The organism is Edaphobacter sp. 4G125 (assembly GCF_014274685.1).
In the GTDB taxonomy this organism is placed as follows: Bacteria; Acidobacteriota; Terriglobia; order Terriglobales; family Acidobacteriaceae; genus Edaphobacter.
This window is the reverse complement of the sequence record NZ_CP060393.1, coordinates 248,998-269,379: the sequence shown is the minus strand read 5'-3', so window position 1 is coordinate 269,379 and position 20,382 is coordinate 248,998. Positions and strand designations below refer to the sequence as shown.

18 protein-coding genes are annotated in these 20,382 nt (G+C 55.2%); 7 read left to right on the top strand and 11 right to left on the bottom strand.

Features of this window, described 5'->3' with window-relative positions; all coding sequences use genetic code 11:
* Window positions 1–126 precede the first annotated feature (126 nt).
* Both H7846_RS01195 and H7846_RS01190 read right to left on the bottom strand, forming a co-directional pair.
* Window positions 127–1,677, bottom strand: a complete 1,551-nt coding sequence (locus tag H7846_RS01195) for a Gfo/Idh/MocA family protein (protein WP_255460764.1) — start codon at window positions 1,675–1,677, stop codon at window positions 127–129.
* A 156-nt stretch (window positions 1,678–1,833) separates the two neighbouring features.
* Window positions 1,834–2,139, bottom strand: coding sequence for a carboxymuconolactone decarboxylase family protein (locus H7846_RS01190; protein WP_186694570.1), 306 nt, complete (start codon window positions 2,137–2,139; stop codon window positions 1,834–1,836).
* Between the two features lie 307 nt (window positions 2,140–2,446).
* Between H7846_RS01190 and ruvX the strand changes: the two genes are divergently transcribed.
* Together ruvX and H7846_RS01180 are read left to right on the top strand one after the other, a co-directional pair.
* Window positions 2,447–2,863: a Holliday junction resolvase RuvX gene (gene ruvX, locus H7846_RS01185; protein WP_186694568.1), complete on the top strand. Its 417-nt coding sequence runs from the start codon at window positions 2,447–2,449 to the stop codon at window positions 2,861–2,863.
* 322 nt (window positions 2,864–3,185) lie between these two features.
* Window positions 3,186–3,947 (top strand): polysaccharide deacetylase family protein, encoded by a 762-nt coding sequence (locus H7846_RS01180; protein WP_255460763.1) that lies wholly within the window; start codon window positions 3,186–3,188, stop codon window positions 3,945–3,947.
* Between the two features lie 173 nt (window positions 3,948–4,120).
* On the opposite strand, the gene H7846_RS01175 is transcribed toward H7846_RS01180, so the two are convergent.
* Window positions 4,121–5,560 carry a TolC family protein gene (locus H7846_RS01175; RefSeq protein WP_186694565.1) on the bottom strand — a complete coding sequence of 480 codons (1,440 nt, stop codon included), beginning with the start codon at window positions 5,558–5,560 and terminating at the stop codon, window positions 4,121–4,123.
* A gap of 163 nt (window positions 5,561–5,723) precedes the next feature.
* Between H7846_RS01175 and H7846_RS01170 the strand changes: the two genes are divergently transcribed.
* Window positions 5,724–6,425, top strand: a complete 702-nt coding sequence (locus tag H7846_RS01170; RefSeq protein ID WP_186694564.1) for a DsbA family protein — start codon at window positions 5,724–5,726, stop codon at window positions 6,423–6,425.
* 63 nt (window positions 6,426–6,488) lie between these two features.
* Here H7846_RS01170 and H7846_RS01165 read toward each other — a convergent pair whose 3' ends face one another.
* A complete protein-coding gene (locus H7846_RS01165) occupies window positions 6,489–7,118 on the bottom strand; it encodes a TetR/AcrR family transcriptional regulator (RefSeq protein WP_186694562.1) in 630 nt (209 codons plus the stop codon).
* A 184-nt stretch (window positions 7,119–7,302) separates the two neighbouring features.
* Here H7846_RS01165 and H7846_RS01160 point away from each other — a divergent pair, with 184 nt between their 5' ends.
* From H7846_RS01160 to H7846_RS01150, 3 genes are all read left to right on the top strand, one after another.
* A complete protein-coding gene (locus tag H7846_RS01160) occupies window positions 7,303–7,923 on the top strand; it encodes an FMN-dependent NADH-azoreductase (protein WP_186694560.1) in 621 nt (206 codons plus the stop codon).
* Between the two features lie 31 nt (window positions 7,924–7,954).
* Window positions 7,955–8,338, top strand: coding sequence for a hypothetical protein (locus tag H7846_RS01155; RefSeq protein WP_186694558.1), 384 nt, complete (start codon window positions 7,955–7,957; stop codon window positions 8,336–8,338).
* A 174-nt stretch (window positions 8,339–8,512) separates the two neighbouring features.
* Window positions 8,513–11,560 carry an LssY C-terminal domain-containing protein gene (locus H7846_RS01150; protein WP_186694556.1) on the top strand — a complete coding sequence of 1,016 codons (3,048 nt, stop codon included), beginning with the start codon at window positions 8,513–8,515 and terminating at the stop codon, window positions 11,558–11,560.
* A 294-nt stretch (window positions 11,561–11,854) separates the two neighbouring features.
* On the opposite strand, the gene H7846_RS01145 is transcribed toward H7846_RS01150, so the two are convergent.
* The 5 genes from H7846_RS01145 to H7846_RS01125 form a co-directional block, all read right to left on the bottom strand.
* The gene (locus H7846_RS01145) at window positions 11,855–12,910 is read right to left on the bottom strand and encodes an alkene reductase (protein WP_186694554.1); all 1,056 of its coding nucleotides are present in this window, start codon (window positions 12,908–12,910) and stop codon (window positions 11,855–11,857) included.
* A gap of 80 nt (window positions 12,911–12,990) precedes the next feature.
* Window positions 12,991–13,392: a hypothetical protein gene (locus tag H7846_RS01140; RefSeq protein ID WP_186694552.1), complete on the bottom strand. Its 402-nt coding sequence runs from the start codon at window positions 13,390–13,392 to the stop codon at window positions 12,991–12,993.
* A 91-nt stretch (window positions 13,393–13,483) separates the two neighbouring features.
* Window positions 13,484–14,359, bottom strand: coding sequence for a UTP--glucose-1-phosphate uridylyltransferase GalU (gene galU, locus H7846_RS01135; RefSeq protein ID WP_186694550.1), 876 nt, complete (start codon window positions 14,357–14,359; stop codon window positions 13,484–13,486).
* A 135-nt stretch (window positions 14,360–14,494) separates the two neighbouring features.
* Entirely contained in the window at window positions 14,495–16,282 is a 1,788-nt protein-coding gene (locus tag H7846_RS01130) for a DUF885 domain-containing protein (RefSeq protein WP_255460762.1), read from the bottom strand.
* A gap of 62 nt (window positions 16,283–16,344) precedes the next feature.
* Window positions 16,345–16,803: a cupin domain-containing protein gene (locus H7846_RS01125; protein ID WP_186694548.1), complete on the bottom strand. Its 459-nt coding sequence runs from the start codon at window positions 16,801–16,803 to the stop codon at window positions 16,345–16,347.
* Window positions 16,804–17,050: 247 nt separating this feature from the next.
* Between H7846_RS01125 and murQ the strand changes: the two genes are divergently transcribed.
* Window positions 17,051–17,959: an N-acetylmuramic acid 6-phosphate etherase gene (murQ, locus tag H7846_RS01120; RefSeq protein ID WP_186694546.1), complete on the top strand. Its 909-nt coding sequence runs from the start codon at window positions 17,051–17,053 to the stop codon at window positions 17,957–17,959.
* On the opposite strand, the gene H7846_RS01115 is transcribed toward murQ, so the two are convergent.
* Both H7846_RS01115 and ruvB read right to left on the bottom strand, forming a co-directional pair.
* Window positions 17,956–19,182, bottom strand: a complete 1,227-nt coding sequence (locus tag H7846_RS01115) for a GGDEF domain-containing protein (protein ID WP_186694544.1) — start codon at window positions 19,180–19,182, stop codon at window positions 17,956–17,958. The genes murQ and H7846_RS01115 overlap by 4 nt on opposite strands.
* Before the next feature lie 120 nt (window positions 19,183–19,302).
* Window positions 19,303–20,367: a Holliday junction branch migration DNA helicase RuvB gene (ruvB, locus tag H7846_RS01110; protein WP_186694542.1), complete on the bottom strand. Its 1,065-nt coding sequence runs from the start codon at window positions 20,365–20,367 to the stop codon at window positions 19,303–19,305.
* Window positions 20,368–20,382 lie beyond the last annotated feature (15 nt).

The window sequence follows — 20,382 nt, the reverse complement described above, 5'->3', positions numbered from 1 at the left end:
GGATTGGAATCCAGAGCATCCAGTAACTTCTGGAAGTGCTCTAAAACTGCGCGACATGCAGAGCCAATATGCTATTCCCATTCATTTTGAGCGGTAATACCTATTTGGTTCGTCGAGGATAGTACATCAGGAAAGATCCCAACCGGAACGGTCTTGCCGCCGTATAAACTGCGCCGCCTGAGGACAATTTTCCGCAACCATCTTCGGTCCGTCCCATTCGATCTTCTGGCCGGCACGCAATGACACGCAGCCCAGCAGCATGATCTCTGTGAGACGTGCTGCGACATCAAAACGCGAGTAGCACATCTCCGGCTTGTTTTCCTTGATAGCAGTGAGCCATTCCTGCGCATGGGCAAGAACGAGATTTGCAGGATGAAGGAGATTTCCGGGATGAAGGTTGCGAGGGATCCGCTCCGGATATTGCGCCATAGCCGGGTGTTCGAGGTAGTGGACGAACTTTTCTTCGCCCTTCAGCTTCACGAAGAAATTGGTTCCATAATCGTCCGGTGAAAACACTGTTCCTCTATCGCCAATCAGCAGACAACCGCTATTGGGAACCTTGCCTTGCAGCGCGACGATATCGGCGGTCAATTCGATCGGCGGCTTGTTGCTCAGGTCATGGCCGCCACGGGCTGCTGGGTCAGGCTGGCCGCCGTCGTACCACCACAGTGTCACCGGGTCGTGCTCAATCTTTCTGTAATGGTGGAACAGGTGCGGATGCTCAAGGGGAATGCGGCCTTTGCGTTTGGGAAAGGCGAAACGGATTTTGGAGCCGAGGGGATACGATTCCTTGTTCATTGGGCCGAGAGGCATCGCTTCAATCTCTGTCGGGTGATCGAGATCTAGAGCGCGAAACGGCATATTGACTGTGTGGCAGGCCATGTCGCCCAGCGCACCGGTGCCGAAATCCTGCCAGCCACGCCAATTAAACGGCTCATAAATTCCATCTCGATCCTTTGGATTGCGGCTGCCCTTATAGGGCCGCATTGGAGCCGGTCCAATCCACATATCCCAATCTAATGTCGCAGGAACTGGGTCTTCTCCAGCTGGACGCTCCATTGCCTGCGGCCAAACCGGGCGGTTCGTCCAGACGTGAACTTCATGCACTTGTCCAATGAGTCCGTCCTGGATCGTCTCCACCGCGCGACGCAAACCGTCCGAGGCACTGCCCTGATTGCCCATCTGTGTAACGAGTTTTCTCTTGTGGGCCATCTGCCGCAAATAACGCGCTTCATAGATCGTTTGCGTCAGCGGTTTCTGGCAAAATACAGCCTTGTTTCTCTTCATCGCCATTGACGCTACGATTGCATGCATGTGATCCGGTGTCGAAACCGTCACCGCATCGATCCGATCGCCCATCTGATCCAGCATCTGGCGGAAATCCTTGTAGAACTTCGCGTTCGGATATTTCTTGGTCTGAGTCTCATAAGCCGCGGAACCTGAATCCACATCGCACAACGAGACGATGTTCTCGCCGGCGCAGGCATCCGTGTCACTCCGGCCTTTCCCGCCGATTCCGATGCAGGCAATGTTTAACTTGCTGTTGAGATTCTGTCCACGCAAAAGCGCAGGCACGCCGAACGCGACCGCACCAGCGGCCAGAGAACCCGTTTTGATAAATTCACGACGATCGACACGCGAGAGTTCGGTGGTCTCAGGGGTTTTCGCAGAGAGCAATTTTCCAGTTGGTTTCGACACCCGCACAGAATACACTGCCCCATCGTTCCAAGAAACGCGCTTCGCGTCAGGAATGCGTGCTCGCGCCTTGTGGGAGCCGAATAATCAGGCCATCCTTTTTGATAAAGGATGGCACTTCGATCGTTCCCTGCAACATTAGTCTTTGAACAGGTGTGTTGCGTGAGTCACAGCTGCGCCAGCACGCATGGCGGCGGCGACCACAGCGGTTTCGGCCAGCATCGGTTCGGTTGCGCCAGCCTGCACGGCAGCGCGGCGATGCAACTCGATGCAGTAAGGACACTGTGTCGTCAGCGCCACCGCAAGCGCCATCAATTGTTTATGTAATCCATCGATGGTGCCAGGTTGAAAAGCCGCTTTATCAAACTCCCAGAATGCTTTCATCGATTCGGGTGCGTTTTCATCCAGCTTCTTCAACCGTGTGAGGTTCTTCATATCGAACATGTGCAGATCTCCTTAATGAACAAATGATGGGTCATGAAACCGGAATACAAGCGCTGTTGCGGACTCTACCCAATCGAATCGTTAGAGCACCGCCGTGCCAGCGAGGTTACAGGAAGAAATGCAGGTTTGTTCTCGTAGAAAGGAGCTAGCGTTTTGCCAACCAGACGATTCCAGCGACGATCAAAGTAGCCCCTAACATCCAGGCGCGCACTGTACCTAGCCGTTCCAGCCATTTGCTATTCATCGGCGTATCTCGCGAACAATCATAGTCTCAGGCACTATTGCGTGGCCCGATAGACTAAGAGCTATGACTGCTGGACGAGTAATGGCGCTGGACGTCGGCAAGGCACGCATCGGCGTGGCGCTCTCCGATCCGCTGGGTTACACCGCGCAGCCGTTGTTGACCCTCTGGCGCAAGAGCCGCGGTGACGATATGCGGAGTCTTCTGCGCCTGATTCGCAAGCACGAAGTGACGAAGATCGTCGTCGGCAATCCACTGCACATGTCAGGCGATGTAAGTCCATGGGCCGCTAAAGTGCAGCAGTTTGCCGAGGAGCTTCAGGCGCGTTCCGGTTTACCCGTGGAGCTTTGGGACGAACGGCTCAGCTCGGTTGCAGCTAACGAGATCCTTGATGACTCTGGACATGACCACCGAGATCGCAAGTATGTCATCGATCAGATCGCGGCTGCCGTTATCCTGCGCGACTGGATGCAGGCCCATTAGCTTCTTTTCGCCCCCCTGTCGCTTGTTTTGAATAAACCATTTGTTTTGTGCCGGTTACTGGAATTCTGTGCGGCAAAATATAGAAAACAGGCCGGTTAGATATCAAAATATAGAAAACAAATGGGTTATGGAAACAAGGGGAATCGGGGTTTATGGAGCTTTTTGCTTATTAATAGAATAGCGAATCGGAGAGGTTGATTCTGCAACCTAAATCTCGTTTGTATCGTGTTGTTTACGTCGATTAAGGCCTTGACAAGGTTTTGGAGGGTCCATGATTAAAGAGACTCTTTGCAGAATGCGATGATGGATCAGGAGAGCTTTGGTGCGAACAGAGTCATTCAACCTTGCATCCCTGGCCGTGGCTTCGCCAGCGATTCCAACGGCTTTGGCTATAGGAATCGGATTGATGGCTGCAGGAGGGACTCTGGCCTGGGCGGCGCTGTCTCCGGGGTCCCAGATCTTTGGTAAGACTCTGATCGCTCCCTCCACTCCCAATGAGTTTGCCCTAACTTTTGACGACGGCCCCAACCCTGAGGCGACTCCTCGCTTGCTGGAGGTTCTGGCCAGTGCGGGAGTCCAGGCGACCTTCTTTGTGATCGGCAGCTTTGCGAAGCAATGCCCGGCGCTTATTCGGGAGATCGCCGGAGCCGGGCATCTCGTGGGTAACCATACTCTCACGCATCCCTGGCTGGCATGGCAGACAGAAAAACGCATCCGGGAAGAATTGGGTATGACGAGCAGCATCCTTGAGGATGTTCTTGGAGAGCCCGTCCATTATTTCCGCGCTCCGCACGGAGCGAGGAGGCCAATCGTGCTGCGCGCCGCACGCGAACTGGGTATGGTTTCGGTGCAGTGGAATGCGATGGGCTATGACTGGCGCACTATCTCCGCTGATGCGATTGCGTCGCATGTTGAAAAGGGTGTGGCGCGCAACCGGCGAATGGGCCGAGGATCTAATATCCTGCTGCACGATGGTGGGCATACCGGACTGGGTGCTCCGCGGCTTGAAACCGTGCGGGCCGTAGAGAAGTTGATCCAGAAACACCGCGACGTAAAGTTTGTCAGGGTGGATGCGTGGGGTTAGGTCGTATCGATATGAATGGGTGAAGAAATAAAGTCGATGCGATCAGAAGATGAAGATACAGGGATTCTTCGCCTGCGGCTCAGAATGACGATGGAAGAATGCGGAGATTCTCCACTTTGTCCCTTCGGGACTTCGGTCGAAATGACAATTCAGAGGGAAGACAGCGATACGTTTTATCTTCCGAGGTAAGTCTTGTACTGGGTTTCGACGACGCCGGTGTTGCGGGCAAGGGTCAGTTTGGCCTGGTTGTACTGGTAAAGGGTTTCGACCAGTCTGCTCTGTGCGGCTGCAAGGGTGGCCTGAGCCTGGACGACAGGCAGGTTATCGTCAACGCCGGCGGCGAAACGATCGGTCGTGTCCTGTAGGGCCTGGGTGGCGAGATCGACGTTGCTGCGAGCGACGTTGACTTGTTCATTCGTAGCCTGAACATCAAGCATCGCCGAGCGAATCTGCTGCTCGATGGTGACCTTGAGGCTTTGGATCTGCTGATGAAGGCCGTTCAACTGTGCCTGAGCGACTTCACGCTCGCCGCGAAGCTGTCCTTCCTGGAAGATGGGAAAGGAGAGTTTTCCGGTGGCGGAAAAGATACCGTGGTAGAGGCCATGGGTTTCTCCCAGTACTCCATAGTCGCCACTAAAGGAGAGCGAGGGCAAGCGCTCGTACTTCACAGCCTTCAGAGTCCGGTCTGCCACGTCCATCTGGGACTGAAGTGAACGGAGGTCTTTGCGTCGCTCGAAGGCGATCTTCATGGCCTCGTCCAGGGGGAGCGCCGCGAATTCGGCATAGGGAGCCTTATCGGTCAGGATAAGCTCCTGGTCGGCGGGTAGTGCCAGAAGGCGATTCAATGCGATCTTGTCTTTGGCGAAGGTATTCTCGGCGTTGATCAGTGCCTGCTGTTGGGTCTGAAGCTGTACGCGAGCACGGAGCGCGTCCAGATTCGTTCCAACCCCCGCCTCCTTTTGAGCGACGGCCTGATTCAGGGCGATCTGATCGGCTTTGAGGAGAGCCCGAGCGTTGTCGATCTCGGCTGCGTCGGCGACGGCGCGAAGGTATTGGGTCGCTACGTTCAGGGCCACGGTTCCACGCTCATTGAGGGTGGTCCAGGAGGCAACCTGATCGGCGTGCTGCGCTGCTCGATATAAGAAGTATGCTGGCACGTTGAAGAGCTGCTGGGAGAGGTTCAGCTGTGCCGAGGTCACGTCGACTTTTACGATTGTAGGGAAGTTTCCGTTGAAGCCCGGGATATTAATGGAGCTGGGCTTGAATCCCAAAGCAGCAAGATTGACCTGCTGGGTGGAGGTCTTCGCGACTGCGGTCATGCTGGGCAGGAGATTGTTCTTCACCTGCAGGACCTGTCCGTGGACTAAACGCTGGTTTTGAAGGTCGAGTACGATGCCGAGATTGTGTTCAAGCCCACGGGCGATTGCTTCATCGATGCTCAAAGGAAGAGCATTCGACGTAGCCCGTTCTATGACAACACCTCCGGCCAACTTCGTAACGGGTAGGTTCGGCTCGGGCGCAGAGGGCAGCTCTTCGGGCTTTGTCTGTTGTGCCGGGGCTGTCGCAATCAGGGTGAGCCAGACGGCAGCGAGCGGCAGATACTTCCTTGTCATTGAGGAACGGAACTCCACTTTCATCGAAAAGTCGGATAAAACGATGCTATCTTCTGTGTTCTCTCGAAATTAGATTCCCTGCCCCCAAACCGGGTTGCGAAAATCTGATTGTTCGTTGGGTCTTTCCCGACTCATCTACAATACAGGTACAAACAAAGGCTTTATGCGTCCAACCTCTATGACCCGCATCCTTCTAGCCGCCACTCTGCTGGCCACCGCTTGCCTTCCAGCCGCGGCCCAGTACTCCGCCCCGCCAAATACGGGAAATACTTTCAAGGACACCTCTCCGCTCAAGCCGCCTGCGGGAGCGAAGATCGCCATTATCAAGTTTGAAGACCTGGAGTGTCCGGCTTGCAGCCATGCGTATCCGATCGTTCACTCCGCAGCCGAACGATACAAGATTCCGGTGGTTCGTTATGACTTTCCGCTGAAGATGCATATCTGGAGCCGGGACGCGGCGATCACGGCCCGCTACCTGCAGGACAAGGTCTCGCCTCAGGTTGCCGATGAGTTCCGTGGCGCAGTCTTTGCGGCCCAGCAGTCCATCGCGTCCAAGGAAGATCTGGCTAACTTTACGCGCCGGTTCTTCCAGTCTCACAAGCTGAATGAGCCCTTTGTCATCGATCCGGCAGGCCGGTTCAATGCCGAGGTCAATGCCGACTACACACTCGGCGAGCGAATCGGCATTACTCAGACGCCAACGGTCTGGGTGGTGACCCAGAAGACCTGGGTTCAGGTGACGGACATGAGCCAGCTGTATACGACGATCGATAATCTGGAATCGCAGGTTGCAGCCAGCACGCCCGGTAAGACGGCAACGTCTGCCAACTCCAAGTTGCGACATGCGTCGGGCACCCAGAAATAGCCTTACAGTGTCGGAAAAAATAAAAGCCCAGCAAATTGCTGGGCTTTTATTTTGGTGTGGGGATTAGTTGGCAGAGACCAAGGACGATTCCAATGGATGGTGCTGATCGGGAGATCCTCCAGGCATCAGAATCGGAAAGATGAGCCGCAGAATCGGTTGCACCATTTCTGAAGCAGGCCGACGGTTCGGCGTATAGAACCACTGTTTCACCGCGCCAAAGATAGCCCACGCTGCGGTGGTGGCAACAATCTCCGGAGTAAGACCTTCGGGAACAGGTTTGGTTTCAACTCCCTTAAGAAGGGTACGTCGAATCGCGGCGACAATTCCGGCTTCCATCAAGGGTTCAAAAGCGCTGTTCTTATTGCAATCCGCATGGGCATGGCTGGTGGTGAGGTAATCGCATGTGGCAAGAATAATCACGCTGGCCGCTGATGGGCAGGTCCCATCGAAGATAATGTTTCGCTCAATCAGAAGCTTGTGAAAACCGCCACCAACCATGGCGTCGAGAAGAGAAAACTTGTCGGTGTAGTGGTCGTAAAAGGTAGCGCGGTTGACGTCGGCCAGGTCAGTGATGTCCTGCACAGAGATCTCTTCAAAACTCTTCTGCTGCATCAGATTGCCGAGCGCTGCCTGGAGAGCATGGCGTGTCTTGCGGATGCGCGGGTCGCGAACTTCACAGTCTGAGATCGGCATAGCTTATCCAGTTCTTCTAATCTTTATAACTTAGTTTCGCTTTTCTTTCACTCGAAAAACAATTCGGTCTATGTATTAGAGGCTACCAAAGAGAAAAAGAATCGCCGGGGCAACAAATGTCGTCTACTGGGATGAAGACGACGAATGAGGTTTATCCATCTTATGTCGTCTATGGAGATCAGAGATGCCGACCTTATTACATATCGATTCAAGTCCTCTTGAAAGCTCGATCAGCCGTGAGCTGACGCGAGAGTTCGTAGCAACGTGGAAGCAAAAGAACCCCGACGGCCGGGTGATTCGCCGTGATCTTAGCCTGTCGCCCTCGAAACCGATCGATCAGACATGGGTCGGTGCAAACTTTACTCCCGACGATGTGCGCACTCCTGAGCAAAAAGCGTTACTTGCGGAGTCCGACAGCCTGATCGCTGAACTGGAGCAGGCTGATGAGATCTTAATCGGTGTGGCGATGCATAACTTTGGGATTCCCTCAGTGCTGAAGCTCTGGATCGACCAGATCGCTCGAGGCGGCAAGACCTTTGCTTATACAGCCAACGGTCCTGAAGGACTCTTGAAGGGAAAGAAAGCGACGGTGCTTATTGCGAGTGGCGGTGTATACGACGCCGGAACCCCAGCTGCAGCGCTGAACTTTGTTGAGCCTTATCTGCAAGCCGTTTTGCGCTTTATTGGAATTACCGATGTTCGGTTCATCACGGCAGGCGGAGCGGCGCAGGTACTCCGTGGAGCTGTGGACCGCGACGCGTTTCTGAAACCCACCCTGGAGCAAGTGAGAGCGTTGGCAGCATAAGGCTGTCCGGTTCCGCGATAAGGAGAGAACGATGAAGATTGCTTCTACGATTGCACGTATTTTATTGGGCCTTCTGTTTACGGTCTTTGGACTGAACGGGTTTCTTCACTTTATTCCGATGCAGCCTCCCACGGGATTGGCCGGGCAGTATATGGGAGCGTTATTTGTTTCGCACTACCTGGTGATCGTGTTTCTGGTGCAACTGCTGGGAGGCGTGTTGTTGCTAGCAAACCGCTATGTGCCGTTGGCCCTGATTCTTCTAGGACCAGTGATCGTGAACATCATCTGCTTCCATGCCTTCCTGGCTCCGGAAGGATTGCCGTTGGCCCTGGTGACGACGTTGCTTTGGGCAGTGGTCTTTGCAGCGACGCGCAAGGCATTTGCGGGAGTGTTTGCTCAGCGCGTGGAGATCTGACACGAAAGTGGCAGTTATGGCGCGGCCGGAGTCTTCCGGCCGCTTTTTTGTTGTAGATAAAGGCTGCTGCGAGCATAGTTTAGGCCGTTCTCGCATCTTTCGGCTCCTTTATGATGTTTCTGGCGGTGGTGGGCCTCACCCCGCGTTATTCAAAAAGAAAATCTGAGAGACCGTATGGAACCGCGAACGGCTGTTGATTCTCGCATGTTGTGCTGGCTGTTATTGAGTGCTTTGGTTGTGCCGATGGGGTATGGGCAGGAGAAGCAGGCTACTTCTTTGGTGCCGATCACGATCGTGCGCAAGCCCGGACATGAAGATGGCCAGGCGCAGATGGTGGAGAAGGGCAAGGTCCGCAAGATTGCTCCTCATGCGGTGACTGCGTGGAGGGTGCGCGGAAGCGAGGGCGTTCTCGTTGTTGTGCTGCAGCACGAGAAGAACCATGCGAAGCGGTATGTCCTTCGTTACTACGATCTGGACAGCGGACGACGGCGGAACCTGGGAACGATTCCGATGAGCTCGGCTTCGCTGGTGGAGACGAAGGCCAATGATGACCGATGGGCGTTTGCGCTCAGTGGAGCGGATCCGGTCGGCGAAACGCCTGTGGTGATTGTGGGAGATGATCAGGCGATTCCGGGATTGCTGCGGAATGCCGGTTCACCTGTCTTTCAAGATGATGAGAACCTGACATACGTCTCGAACGGAGAGAAGAGGACAGCAAAGCTAGGAGTTCTGCTGGGGACAGACCTGCACGCGATCTATGAACCTCCGCAGGGTGAGCAGACTGCGCCGAAGTACATGCAGGTCTTTCCGACGGGACAGACGGTGGCAGAGCTGAAAGACGGCACGCTGCGCAAAGGCCGCTGGAGCACGAACGGCGAGATCCTTGACCTTACAGGAGAGACAGCGAAGTACTCGGTTCCGATCAGTGAACTTAATGCGGTGAAGGGAGTACCCGCAGGCGCGAAGATCTCTGTACGGCTGACCGAAGATCTTTCGTCGCGGACGACGCATGAAGGCAATACGGTCAAAGCAGTCCTGATTACTCCTGTTGTGGTGGATGGAGAGATTCTAGTTCCCCTAGGCGCAGAGTTTGAAGGCAAGGTCATTCAGGCCGACAGCGTGGGCTGGGGCTTCAAGCACGAGACGGCGTCGTTGACGATTGAATGGACCAAGGCGACGCTTCCGGATGGACGGACGCTGGAGATGGATGCGCGCGTCTTTGAGGTGGAGAACGCGCAGGAGAAGGTTACGGAGAAGGGCAAGATCCAAGGGATCCGCTCGACGGGAACGATTGGAAGCTCGGTCGAGAATGGAGTGCTGTCACTGGCGGGAATCGATCCCGTAGCTTATGTTTTCGCTTCGGCCTCTGGGCCTGCGGTGCTGGGTGTAGCGGAGTCGGAGATTCTGTATCCGGGCGGTACGGAGCTGATCCTGGAGAACAAGAAGCCGTTAATCACGTCGACCGTGTATCCTCCATCGGTGTTGCCGATGGAGCACGACGCTGCCGGAAGAGAACAGCTGCAGGCGTTCGTGAAAAAGCTGCCATTCCGCACGCGGACGAAGGGATCGAACAAGGTTTCGGACCTTACGAACCTTGTCTTTATCGGGCCTCCTGCGGGGTTGCGGCGCGCATTTACAGCGGCAGGATGGCAACAGACCGATGAGCTGTATGCGGGCTCGACCTTCCGCACGGTGAAGACGCTGACGGGCAACCAGACATACACGCAAGCGCCGATGTCGGTGCTGCTGCTCGACGAACGGCCGCCGATCTTCACGCTGAGCAAGACGACGAATACGTTTGCAGCGCGGCATCATCTTCGCGTGTTTCCGACCGAAGACCGCTACGACGGGAAGACGGTGCTGACCTCGTCGTCGACGCAGGATATCGGGATTGCATTTTCGAGAAAGCAGAAGACATTTATCCATGTGATCGACCAGCACATCGACAATGAACGCTCGAAGGTGGTCAACGATCTTATCTTTACGGGCTGCGTGGAGAGTCTGGACATGGTGGAGCGTCCGTGGGTTCCACGCGATGCGTACAACTCCACTGGAGACCGCTTGCTGACGGATGGTGAAGCGGCGGTGCTGAAGATCAACAACTGCGACAATCCGAGGGTGACTCCGGAGACGGCCGCTCCGCGACCGAACCGCCTGGAGAGATCGACGCGCGACACCTCCCTGATCGTCCGCAATAGCTTTTATCGCGGCAACCTTATCTACCAGGGTATCTCGGGTGGCTTGAAGGTTCGGGACTTTATGCGCAGCTCAAGCGAGCTTCCCCAGGATACCGGGGCGTGGCGCAAGACCGATGCTTCCGGCTCGGACTACAGAGGCTATGGGAGCAATCCTGGGTTGCAACGCAGAGCGCCCGGAGACCAGAGTATGGCCCCCAGTCCAGAGGACCTGGCCGAGATCCGGAAGGCCAAGGAAGATCATAAGTGGGACCCGCCGCGATACGAGTTCGCCTTGCAAGGCGGCTACATGCACATGAGAGAAGGCTATCTCTCTGCCGTTGGAATTCTGGACATATCGTCAGATCCGAAGAAAGATGCCTACTTTCTCTTTCTTGCTGACGATGTAGGGGACGGCTGGGCTGCGGGTGGATCCGTGACGGTCAACAGCTGGAAACACTTCTCCAACGAGTTTTCTTACTTCCGGCAGCAGGTGAAGTACAGGTTGGGCACGGCGGATGTGACGATTCCTCCGGATACGGATGTCGTGATTGACGAAAATGACCTCGATATCATTCCGGTTGGCCTGGTGACGCGTCAGTTCGAATACAACCTGCTGATTCATCCGACACGGCCGACCTCGCGATGGCGGCCCTATGCGGCTGTGGGACCCGTGTTGCAGCTTGTGGCGTTGAATGGCGCTCCCTTGAAGAAACCCGCGGGTCCGTTCACACTGGGTCTGAAGAATATTGGCCTGCTTAAAGCGGCATTCGACTTCGGCAATACGCCTCCACTGGATGGTGGTGGAATCTTCCAGATCGGCCTACAGTATGGCGGGGGAATTAAGTACAGAGTGACGCCGCGCATTATGCTTCGGGCAGACTTCCGAGAGACGTGGAGCAAGAACCCTGACATCATCGCGAACAGCTACGAGGGCTTCGACTCGCATGACCTGGATGCGACGTATGACACGATGATCATTCGTGAGGGGCCAGAGAAGAAATTTCTCCAGGACCGTTTCACGATGGGAATCGCATTTACCTTTTAAAAACTAAAGCATAAAGCCCGCAGCACGTGCGGGCTTTATCGATTATGCGTCTGCAATTCCCGGGTCAGGAGTATCGATTCCGAGTGCCGTTTGCCAGGGCATTGAGGTGGTCCTGTTCGTCACGGAGAATCTCACGAAGTTCCTCTCCAAGAGTGAATTCAGTTCGTTGGCTTGTTTGACGCGGCGGCGATAATTACGAATCGTCTCCTTCTCGTTTTCGAGATCGAAGCAGAGCCTATCCGATGGGATGCAGAAAAGAGAAGGCAGCGTTCGCTGCCCTTTGTGGATGGGTGATTATTCAGCAAGCGCGGGATAGTCGGTATAGCCGTGGGGTCCGGGAGCGTAGAAGGTATTCGGCTCTGGCCGGTTGAGCGGGGCGTGCTTCGCAAAGCGGGTGGGCAGGTCGGGATTCGCGATGAAGAGCTTGCCGAAGGCTACGGCGTCTGCCCTTCCTTCGTCGAGCAACTGCTGACCGACCTTTTGGTCGATGGCTTCATTGGCGACGAAGATTCCACCAAAGAGCTGCTTGAGATGGGGCCCAAGGGAGTCAGGGCCGACGTGCTCGCGCGCTGCGATGAAGGCAATTCTGCGCTTGCCAAGTTCAGTAGCTGCGTAGCTGAAGGTCGCGGTGAGGTTCGAATCGGAGATACCGTGCGAATCGCCACGGGGAGCAAGATGAACACCGACTCGCCCTGGGCCAAAGACCGAGATGGCAGCATCGGTGGCCTCGAGCAACAACCTTGCGCGATTCTCAATGGGGCCGCCGTACTCATCGGTGCGATGGTTGGAGCCGTCCTGCAAAAACTGATCGAGCAGATAGCCATTGGCGCTATGAAGCTCGACTCCATCAAAGCCAGCAGCTTGCGCGTTTTGTGCACCACGGCGGAAGGCTTCGACAACCTGTTTGACCTCGTGGGTTTCAAGTGCGCGAGGAACAGGATACGGACGTTGCGGGCGCAAGAGGCTGACGTGTCCCGTCGCAGCGATGGCACTGGGAGCTACAGGAGCCTGGCCGTTGAGCAAAGAGGGGTCGGAAATGCGGCCGACATGCCAGATCTGCGCAAAGATGTGTCCGCCTTTGTCGTGCACGGCCTTGACGATGGGCTTCCATGCCTCGGCCTGTTCGCGCGACCAGATGCCGGGAACGTTCTGATAGCCCACTCCCAGGGGATCGACCGGAGTCCCTTCCGAGATGATCAGACCGGCCGATGCGCGCTGCGTGTAGTACTCGGCCATGATGGGAGTTGGGATGTGGTCGGGCGTGCCGCGAAGGCGTGTGAGCGGCGCCATAAAGATGCGGTTCGAAAGCTGAAGATCACCGACTTGAATGGGATCGAAGAGTGAGGGCATGATGACTCCGTAATTTATTTACGGATAGTTCGATGATTGGCGAACGATGAAAGATTCGAGATCCTGATCCGCTTGCTAGCTTAGCCGACGTTGTTTAGAGCCTGAATCACTTTGCTATGTTCGTGCAGGATGGCCGGACTCTCCTGCAATAACGTTAGATAGCGCTGGCGAAAAGCGTTATCTGGCGCATCTGGTGCGAACAGAGCGGAGATGGCTTGTGCACCGGCAACTTTCTCTTCGTCTGTGGTTTCTTTCTCGTCGAGAAGCTCGTCGATGCTCGTGATGGCAGTCGTTAGTGGTGCGATCCAGCGGAAGTTTGTACCGCTAATCAACTCCTGCAGAAATGCCGCAGGCGTAATCGGTCCAACGGTCTTTTCATATGCGGCACGCTCATGATCAAGAATCGACTTATGCAGCGTCAGCAATGGCCTGCGAACGTCCTTAAGAAATTGAACAGCGCTTTGCTCGTTGAAGTTTTTCATTCCGCCACCCTTTGATCGAATCTGCTCCGTAAACATTGAACGGCCACCGATCGTTCGTGGCCGTTCAAAATATAGTACCTTTCCTGGGTTTCTAGAGCGGGAACTGCTTTAGCCAAGCCTTGAAGTCTGCGCCCAGCTTGTCGTGCTTCAGTCCGAACTCGACTGTTGCCTTGAGGAAGCCGAGCTTGTCGCCGGCATCGTGGCGTTTGCCGTCGTAAGTGAAGCCAAAGACCTTCTCATACTTCAACAATGCCTTGATACCGTCTGTGAGCTGGAGTTCACCGCCAGCTCCGGGAGTGATCGTCTCGAGCATCTCGAAGATGCGTGGGGTGAGGATGTAGCGGCCAATGATGGCGTTCTGTGAAGGAGCCTCTTCCGGCTTTGGCTTTTCGACCATGTCGCTGACGGCGAGCAGGCGCGGGTTCTTTGTATCGGGCGTGACAGCGAGGCAACCGTAGGCGGAGATGGCATCGCCTTCGACAATTTCAGATCCAAGGATGGACGAGCCCGTCTGCTCGAACGCCTCGACCATCTGCTTCATGCAGGGAATCTTTGCGTCGACGATATCGTCGGGAAGCAGAACTGCGAAAGGCTCATCGCCGACGATCTCTTTTGCCTGAAGCACGGCATGTCCCAGACCAAGCGGTTCGGATTGTCGCGTGTAGATAATTTTCGCGATCTTCGAAACAGAACGAGCGACCTCAAGCAGCGCAGTTTTGTTTTTGGCAGCAAGCGTGGCTTCGAGCTCGAAGGACTTGTCGAAATGATCTTCCATCGTCGTCTTGCCGCGTCCGGTGACGATGATGACCTCGGTGCAGCCCGCGGCAACGGCCTCTTCAACGCCGTATTGGATCAGTGGCTTGTCGACGAGGCAGAGCATCTCTTTGGGAGTGGCTTTGGTTGCCGGCAAAAAACGGGTTCCGAGTCCTGCTGCGGGAATGACTGCTTTACGAATCTTTTTTGACATGTATGGGGAAGGTTTCCTATGGTCGTAAATTCATTTCTCTTACTACAAGAGTATCGATCTATAGCGATCGTCTTTTAAAGACTCTTAAGTTTTTGGTGATAAAAGCCTTTTCCGGGTTGCCTGAACGGCAAACTCCTACAGCACCGGCGAGTTATCGTGCAGCATAGCCTTACGGATCACCTTAATAGGCGCAAAACCCTGCCGCATGAAGTCGTCATGAAAATTCTGCAAGTTGAAGGCTGATCCCTGCTTCTTTTTCAGATCTTCTCTCAGTTTCATGATCTCGAGCTTGCCCAGAGTGTAGTAGAGATAGGTTGCATCCGCGGTTCCGCGTTTGGTTTCGACCAAGCCCACGGAGCGGGATTGGTACCCCTCCTTCACGAAGAAGTCCACAGCCTGATCGATCGTCCACTTACCGTCCGGCTCGCCTAACCCTGTGTGCAGCTTGATGGAGTTGACGAAGCGAGCGTCACGGAGCAACGCATCCTGTAACTGGCCCAGGCGGATCAGTTTCGCTTCGCGCACCTGATCCGGAGTGGCGTTTGCAGGTGGCGCCGCATATCCCTCATCAAGCATCATCTGCTCGGTATAGTGAGCCCATCCCTCAATGTTCGAGTTTGCACCGATCAGCTTGCGAATCTTCGACGGAAACTGATTCTGCCAGAGGAACTGCACGTAATGGCCCGGATAGGCCTCATGCACGCTGGTGGAGATGATGGTGCCGGTGTTGAAGCTCGCCATGTGTTCGGCAACGTGCTCGGCTGTCCAATCCTTTTCCGGGAGAGTCACGTTGAAGTAAGCCTTAGTGGAACGCGTCTCGAATGGTCCTGGCGGGTCCATTGAAGCAAAGGTTGTGGCGCGCATGAAGGGTGGAGTCTCTTCAAGAGTGGGCTGCACGTCACTGGGAATGGTGATGATGTTGTGCGCGCGGATGAAGACGATCAGCGAGTCGAAGGTGTTGTGGAAGGAGTCGAGCAGTTTGTCTGGGGCAGGGTGAATCGTGGCAAGCTCAGCCAGTACCTCCTGCGGAGTCTTATTAGGATCGACTTCTTTGGCGATACGGGCAAACTCGGCCTGGTTGCGATGCAGATCGTCAAAGGCGACCTGCAGTAGACGATCCAGAGGAATATCGACCATCTCGTCGTAGGAAAGTTTTTTAGCAAAGGTATCAGCGCCGAGTCGGTAATCGCCGTTAGAACGAGGCAGCAGATCCGTCTTCATCCATGCGGCGTAGTCCTTCAAGGACTGGATGACGGCGGCATTGGTACGAGCGAAGTCCGCCTTTGCTTTTGTATCGTCAGCCTCGGCAAAAGCAGCAGGAACGTCGTTCTGAAAGAAGCTGACAAGACCGTCGATTTGTTCGAGCGCGATCTCCGTAAAGATACGTGGAGGATTCTTGAGATTTTTGCGGGCCTCAATAAAGACCTGCGGGATCTGCTTCTCGCGCTCAACAGTGGCACGTAGGCGCGTGTTCACGGGAGCGAAGGGCCGCTCCATCAAGACAAAGATGGAGTTGGTGATACCGCTGGAATAATTGTCCGGGTTCTTTTCCCAGTTCCGAATCACTTCCAAAGAAAGAAGTTGGGACCGAATGCTGTTGAGCAGAATCTCGCGGTCGGCGGCAACGGAGGCGTCCAGCCCATCGGCGGGAATCTCTTCGATCTTCTTCTCGTAGGTGTGCAGAGCGGCAACCTGCTTCTGAACCGCGGCGGCAGAGTAGTCCTCAAGATGTATGTCGTACTGATGCAATCCGGCCTGTGTGCCATACGTGGGCGAAAAGTGGAAGAGGACATCGGAGAAGTACTGATCGGAGACGAAGCGGAAGGTCTGGGCTGCGCCATCGGCGGTGACCCTTTGGGCTGGAGCAACAGGAGAAAGCATAGCGATTCCAAACAGGGCAGTAATGAGCTGACGTATGGCCATGGTCGTCTGCAAGCAGTGTAAGCTACCGGACGGGTGCCGCCTGCAAAACGAAGAGGGATAGATTACCGATTGGTAAGTTGGGAAGAATCAGGCTGCTTTGCAGGGATAAGCGGCTCTACGCCATACCGATGCATCACCTTTCCGATCGAGGCCAAATCGGGATCGCCAGGACGGTAAAAGGCTGCAATCTCACGATAGTATTCCGGTCCCATCACACCAGGGGTTTGCAGGCAGATGACCCTTGCGACTTGATCGTGCAGGTTAGCAAAGAAGTGTGGAGATCCTCGAGGAATGGAGAGGCTTTCGCCTGGATGAATCAGAAGGATTTCCCCGTTTATCGTCCAGGTGGTGATGCCGTCCATGCCGAGGATCCACTCGTCATAGTGAAGATGCGTATGGGGAACGACGACACTGGCCGCGGGAGGAATGGTGAGCTCAAAGACGTCCAGCGCATCAGCAGTTTCGTGGCGTGTCTGGAGGAACGTAATATTCATCCCGCCTACATGGATGGTCTCGTGCATGCGCGGCCTCCGTCCGATGTTGAAGGCGATCATACTGCGGAACGTTGCAGTGTGCAGCACAAAATTACATTGATACAGGGCTTGACGGTTCAGCATATCGCATGGGGAAGGCGGCACTCCTGTCGAATCAAGAACTTTGCTGTATGCCGTTATTTTTCTGTATTCCTCAATTGGTCTATCTGTATTCACTCATTCGTCTTCTGTATCCATTGCTCTTGTGGCCTTTGTCCTCCATCATGGAAGAGGAATGAATGCTGATCTGAATCTCGCTACGCTCTCGACGGAAACCCGTAACCCACGCACCACCCACATCGACCAGCTTTCGACACTGGAGATGCTGACGGTCATCAACCAGGAGGACCAGAGCGTTCCTTTGGCGGTTGCGAAGGAACTTCCGCAGATCGCGCAGGCGGTCGACGAGATTGCCCGGCGTTTCGAACGAGGAGGCCGACTGTTTTACATCGGAGCTGGAACGAGCGGTCGCCTGGGTGTGCTGGATGCCAGCGAATGCCCGCCGACCTTCTCGGTGCCGCCTACCCTGGTGCAGGGGCTGATCGCTGGAGGTGATTCGGCGCTGCGCAAGTCGAGCGAAAAGTCAGAGGACTCGCGCGAGCAGGGCGCGTTGGACCTTAGTACAGCGGGTTTTAGAAGGAACGAAGCGCCGGACACCCTCGTCGGGATCGCTGCCAGTGGTCGCACACCGTATGTGATTGGAGCGATGGAGCATGCCAAAATGATGGGCGCATTGGTGATCTCGCTCACCTGTGTGGAAGGCTCAGAGATGGCACAGATTGCAGAGATTGCTATCGCTCCAGTGACTGGTCCCGAGGTGGTTACCGGTTCCACTCGTCTTAAGGCGGGCACTGCGACCAAGCTGGTGTTGAATATGCTCTCAACCGGCGTGATGATTCGGACCGGAGCGGTCTACGGCAACCTGATGGTGAATGTGCAGCCGACCAACGACAAGCTGATCGATCGTGCCCAAAGGATTATTGCAGAGGCCACAGAAGTGGATCGGACAACAGCTGCGGAACTACTTACTGAGGCAGGCAGCGTGAAGGTGGCGATTGCCATGCAGAAACTTGGCTTGGATCGCGCGTCTGCCGAAACAAAGCTCGCTGCGGCAGGCGGAAGTCTTGCCCGTGCGCTGGCTTAAGCCATTTTTCCACTCTGCGATCGTGATCCCCGAAGCCTCTCTACGAGTATGGGTTTCGGGTGTTGCGCCAAGTGGTCGTCCGTTACAACGCAGTTTCGTCCATGGGCCTTCGCTCGATAGAGTAATCGATCGGCACGCTCCAGCATTGCTGCCAGCGAGTCTTCTGGCCGCCGCTCTGTTACGCCCGCACTCGTTGTCATTGTAATGAGCCGACCATCGTAATGAATGCGCATCTGCTCCAGGCTGTATCGCAGGTTTTCTGCCAGTGCCGCGGCGCTATCTCTATCCATCCCTGGCAAGACCAGCACAAACTCCTCGCCCCCGGTGCGTGCAATCACATCATCAGGACGAAGAGTCTCCTTCACCAGTTCTACGAAAGCGCAGAGTGCAACGTCGCCGCCGCCATGGCCATAGGTGTCGTTCACGCGCTTAAAGTTGTCGAGGTCCACGGCGATCGCTGCCAAAGGCCTTTCTGTCTGTAGGCTCAGGTCAAACTTCCGGGAGGCATACTTCATCAACATGCGGCGATTCAATGCGCCTGTCAAAGCATCCACGCCAGCAACATGTGTAACGTTCGCATGCATCTCCAACACAGTGAACAGCGTGTACATGAGCAGCAAACAATAGGCAACAAACAGAATCACCAACATGGAATACATCCATCGTGGGTCCTGCCACGGTGTCGTTATACCTACCGCCGAATTTTCTCGAATCGACAGTACGCACCGGTAAAGCAACATCACAAAGTTAATCCCCACCAAAAAAGCTGTCAGTCGTGCCGGTATCGCAAAGCGCTCATTCTTTTGCCGCCACAGTACCAATATCGTAGCGAGGCAAATGCCGAGTACGGGTAGGCCGATCACACTGAACGACCAGTTCCGCATCTTGAGTAGGAACATGAAGGGATAAACTGCCATTGTCGCTGCCATCGGAATCAGCCATCCCCATGCACGGAATGGCCTGCGCACCACAAACCAGCGGAACCCCAGAAACATGGCGAAAAAGGCCAAAACGTTTAGTTCATTGGCGAGGCAAACCGTATACAGTCGCGGAATATGGCCATTTAGGCCCTGTAGAGCTGTCTTGATGAACTCAATCAGCGTTGACGCAGCGAACCACCGAGCTCCAATTACGCAACGATCTGCAAGGGAGAGCGCAAACAATGCGATCGTGAATAACCCGACGGAGACCAGGAAGGAAATGTGAGACGTGGTGTAGTCCATGCAAGGCCCATGCTATACATCTGTGTACTTTATTCTTTCTTCCGTAGGGAAGGATATTCCACATCTGTAGCCTTCTCAAGGAGATATGCAGGAATTTTCCTTATTTCCGCGCTCCAATGGTTAAAACAGGCTGAGCTTCCGAGGCATCTCGATTCCCAGGTGCTCATAGGCCAGACGCGTTGCCACGCGGCCCCGTGGCGTGCGATCGAGAAAACCAATCTGGATCAAGAATGGCTCATAGACTTCCTCGAGAGCGTCCTGCTCCTCGGCCAGAGCTGCAGCCAGCGTGTTCAAGCCGACTGGGCCGCCATCGTACTTTTCGATGATGGTGCGGAGCAGTCGGCGGTCGAGCTCGTCGAAGCCGTGGGCGTCGACCTCCAGCAGCTCGAGCGCCTTGCATGCCGTATCGCGGTCGATCTTTCCTGCCGCGCGAACCTGTGCGTAGTCGCGCACGCGACGCAACAGACGATTGGCAATACGGGGTGTTCCCCGCGAGCGCATGGCAATCTCCGCTGCGCCATCGTGATCGATCGGAACGCCAAGTACCTCGGCCGATCGCTCCACCACAAAGCGCAATTCGTCGTCGGTGTAGAACTCAAGCCGCAATAAGATGCCGAAGCGCGATCGCAACGGCGAAGAGAGCAACCCTGGGCGTGTTGTCGCGGCCACGAAGGTGAAGGGCTTGATGTCCATCACATGCGTACGCGCTGCCGGACCCTGTCCAATCATGATGTCGAGCTTGTAGTCCTCAAGCGCGGTGTAAAGCTTCTCTTCCAGCACGGGCTGTAGCCGATGAATCTCATCGAGAAAGAGCACCTGCCTGTCGCGGATGTTGGTGAGGATCGCCGTCAGGTCGCCCTGAATCTGCAATGCCGGTCCCGAGGTTTGCTGGAAGCCGACCTCCAACTCGTTGGCGATGATCGTTGCCAGCGTCGTCTTGCCCAATCCCGGAGGCCCAAAGAGGAGCACGTGATCCAGTGCTTCGCCACGTGATCTTGCCGCTTCAAGTGCGATGGCAAGCTGCTCCTTGGCCTTGGTCTGGCCGATGAACTCGTTGAGACGCGTGGGTCGCAGTTTCAGATCGAAGGCGGCATCGTCATCTACGCGTCCTGCAGAAACCAGACGCTCGGCTTCAGACTTTGGACCGTTCAGATTGATCTTCGACTTGGTCTTTGAAAAATCCACTCAAGGCGATAGTAA